The 3,713-nt window shown below is 58.4% G+C and carries 3 protein-coding genes; 2 read left to right on the top strand and 1 reads right to left on the bottom strand.

All coding sequences use genetic code 11. The annotated features are described in order from the left end of the window. On the bottom strand, nucleotides 1-747 hold a 747-nt coding region (locus tag ACXWUF_RS20350), incomplete at its 3' end, for a hypothetical protein (protein WP_458496389.1). A 699-nt stretch (nucleotides 748-1,446) separates the two neighbouring features. Here ACXWUF_RS20350 and ACXWUF_RS20345 point away from each other — a divergent pair. Continuing rightward, entirely contained in the window at nucleotides 1,447-2,187 is a 741-nt protein-coding gene (locus ACXWUF_RS20345) for a DVUA0089 family protein (RefSeq protein WP_458496388.1), read from the top strand. Between the two features lie 149 nt (nucleotides 2,188-2,336). Beyond that, nucleotides 2,337-3,635 (top strand): phenylacetate--CoA ligase family protein, encoded by a 1,299-nt coding sequence (locus ACXWUF_RS20340; protein WP_458496387.1) that lies wholly within the window; start codon nucleotides 2,337-2,339, stop codon nucleotides 3,633-3,635. Nucleotides 3,636-3,713: the final 78 nt, after the last annotated feature.

Here is a 3,713-nt window from a genome sequence, read left to right as displayed (position 1 = left end):
GTCGCGGTCCAGATCAAGCCTGAAGTCAACCGCGCCGTCTATTCTTGACCTATATTGTCGATGCTCCATGCCGCCATGGAAGAGGTGGAGAAGCGTGCCACTCATGCCGCTCAGCTGTCCTTGGCAATGCCTGGTAGCATTAGCGGCCCAGGCGCGATAGCTCGCGCACCCGCCATAAAACTCCCAGCCCACGGAGCGATGGTTTCCAATTAGCGCCTCGTGTTTGCCGATGAGTCCGTAACAGAACAACAAGTCTCCGCCGCCCAGGACGCAGCGGTCGTAGAGTCCGATGCTCTTAATGAATTCACGCCGGGCGACCCAGGCGTGGCCATGCGCGGGACGGGCCATGTAGCCGTGTTCATACGATGCTTCATGATGGCATTCGACGCTGGCGGTGCGCTGGGTAAACCTGTTGCCAAGGTCCAAGTCGACGATGCCGTTCCCGGCCTCGTTGAAAAGACGCAGGAAGGATGGACGCGCCGGAAGCTCACGTAGGGCTGGCCCGGGGCCAAACTCGGCCAGTGAGCGGGTTGCCTCGCTGTCCAGATAGAGGATCCGCCCAAAGGGCTGAATGATGGGATACAGGCGAAGCAGCCGCTCGGCCTTCTCGGCCCAATCCCCATCAAGGAAGGCCACGTCGCAGTCCAGCCAGGCAACATGCTTGACGTGTTCCGGCAAGGCCGCAAGAGCGATTTCCAGCAGTCTTTCTTTCTGCCACATCCAGTCCCCGCCGTCGACTTGGATCAATTGATCCGCTCCGCCGTCCCCGCCCAGTTGGAAATATCCAGAGGGATGCCATTCGACGGTTAGCAAAGGGATCGATAATGATCGCCTGAAACAGCGATAGTTATCCAGCCGCCTAGATGATCCCGTGGGATTGAAGTAGGCCGTGATAGCCCAAAAGGTGGAGCCGAGGGATGGGGTTGTTTTGGCTGGCATTATTGTCACCATCAATTAAGCCGCGGGCGACCTAGCCGGTTTTGTGATGACTGTCTCCGAGGGCTAAGAAGTTAACAAGGCGGCGCACGCCCTCCCCCAAGCATAGCCAAGCGGGGAAATGCCCGCCGCTCACCGCAAGACCGTTATATTACTGAAACCAGCTTATTGAAAAGTTTACATTCAATCAGTTCGATTCAACCTATTGAATAACCTTAGAATGGTCGCATAGCTTCGCTTCTTAACAGCATGATTTACAAGGTTCTCCAATCTATAGGCTTCACTGAGCCTGTTGAAGCGTGGTCAACCCGCTTTTTTCGAGTCTTGATATTTTTACAATGTTTATGGGATGCAAGGCGCAGCTATCAAAATGAGCGAGGAACAACGCGGAAAATCTGATGCTGACACATATTGGCGCGATTTGTGCTTCTGAAATGTGCATCGGCCTTTCTGCATCATCAGCCGACGCAGATTTTACATATCAATCCTTAATACCTTTCGGTGAGTTCGATGAAAAAAACATTATTGGTCGCCGCGATGGCTGCTTTGGCCTTCGGCGGCACCCCGCCCGCCATGGCTGGCTATCTTGCTGAAATTGAAGCCAATGACGCCTTCGCCACCGCCCAAGATTTGGATGGCGAGTTTAACCTTGATGGTGCCCCCGACGTGAATATTTTTAATTCTGAGGCTAATCCCTGGGTGTCGATTGATGCCCAGAACAATGGCGTCACTGACGTGGACTACTATAAATTTTCCGTTACGGCGGGGATGAAGGGATATTTCGATATTGATGGCGCGGAGGGGGCCGGAGATGCCGGGCTGGATACCGTTCTGGCCCTATTCGATGAAAACCACACCTTGCTGGCCTTCAGTTTTGATACTGTGGCTGATCCGGGTTCATTACAAGGGATTGGAGGCAATGGCGACAGCTTCATCGGCACTTATACATTCCTTAGCGCGGGCACCTACTATCTCGGGGTCACCAATGTGGGGGCCACGAAAAATATCGCTGATTATATAGGCGCTCCTGGGAGCGCAGGGTCGACGCTGACCCGCCCCGATGGTCAGGGGGGCGGCACGCCTTACTCGGGCGGGGCACCGACCAGCCTCACGGCGGGCGGAGGCAATTCCGGGGGGTACTACACCCTGAATGCATCCCTCTATCAGGATATTCCGGAGCCGGGCAGCCTGAGCCTGCTGGGCTTGGGCGTCGCGGGGTTTGGCCTGTGGCGGCGGCGCGGCAAGCCGTAAAACCGTCCAGCGGGCTTAGATAAAGGCTCTTGGCGCCTCGATCAGGGCGGCGCCATGAGCCTTTCGTTTGCGCGTAACCTCAACCGACTTACGGTATGGCATTGGAGTCCATAACTACATGGCCCCCCTTCCTGTCTCACCCCACATCTTTGAGGCGGGTCGTCGATGGCCTAAGCGACACTCAATGGTGGGGCGCGGACGAAATCCTGGCCGCTCAACAAAGGCAGTTGGCGGGCTTGGCTCGATGGTCTTACGAAAAGGTGCCGCTTTACCGGCGGCTAGGGCGGCGGGCGGAGAGGCTGGGGCGTGCGGCCCATAAGCCCGAACTTTTTTGGCAAGAGTGGCGGGAAATTCCGCTGCTGGCGAAAACGGAACTGCGTGCGCATTCCGAGCGACTGATGGCCCGCCAAGTGCCTCCAGCCCACCTTCCCCTCGAAACGCTTAAGACCTCCGGCTCCACAGGAGTCCCGGTGGAGGTCCGGGCCACCGCCGTCACCCGCTTGATGTGGAACGCGCTGACGGTTCGCGAGCATCTGTGGCGCGGGCGGGACTTCAGCAAGCGCCTGGGCGTCATGCGCTACTTTCCGCCGGAGCGGCGGAGCGCCGAAGGAACGGACCAGCCGTCTTGGGGCAACCCGGTTGCCCAGCTTTATGCCACCGGTGTGGCTTCTGCCATCCATATCGGTTTCCCTATCGACATCCTGGCCGGCTGGCTGCGCCGATTCGACCCCCATTACTTGCTGGCGTATCCCAGCATCGTCCCCGCCTTGCTGGATGTGTTGCCGGACAAGCCGCCCGCCCTGGAAGAGGTTCGGTTTATTTCCGAGCCACTGGATTCAGGTTTGGAGCGATGGCTTGCCGAGAAATGGGGGGTGCGATGTTCTGATACATACTCGGCCAACGAGGTTGGTTACATTGCATTTCGCTGTCCCGAACAGGGCAATTCTCATGTGCAGTCGGAGAGCGTGATGGTGGAGGTTCTGGATGACCGGGGGCGGATGTGCGGCGTGGGCGAGAGCGGGCGGGTCGTCGTGACTTCCCTGCATAATCAGGCGATGCCCTTGCTTCGATACGATCTAGGCGATTATGTAACGGTGGGCGCAGCATGCGCCTGCGGTCGCGGCTCGCCAGTGATCGGGAAGGTGCTTGGCCGGGTCCGCAACCTGGTCCGCACCCCCGATGGGCGCCGTTACTGGCCTGTCGCTTTGGGAAAGGTGCGCGCCGTTCAACCCATCCTTCAGGCCCAGTTCGTGCAGGCGGACCTGGAAACCATCCAGATCAGAGTGGTGCTGAGCCGCCCGCTTCGAGAAGGCGAACTATCTCGTGTAGGGGAGCTGGCAAGGGAAGCGCTGGGCTATCCCTTCCGGGTGGACGTCGTTAGGGTTGAATCCATTGAGCGCGGCCCCTCGGGAAAGTTCGAGGAGTTCCTGTCCAGGCTGGACGATTAAGGGGGCGGCGGGCCGCCCCCCGTGTTTTGCTACCTCACCAGCAATCAGATGCCTGGACGCCGGAATCCGCGTTGGTTA

The organism is Methylomagnum sp. (assembly GCF_054333355.1).
The sequence above is the reverse complement of the archived record's forward strand: the minus strand, read 5'-3'. Positions and strand labels throughout refer to the sequence as shown.

What these genes read in the sequence shown, in the direction of transcription:
- ACXWUF_RS20345 (WP_458496388.1), top strand. Translation starts at nt 1,447, where the DNA reads ATGAAAAAAACATTATTGGTCGCCGCGATGGCTGCTTTGGCCTTCGGC.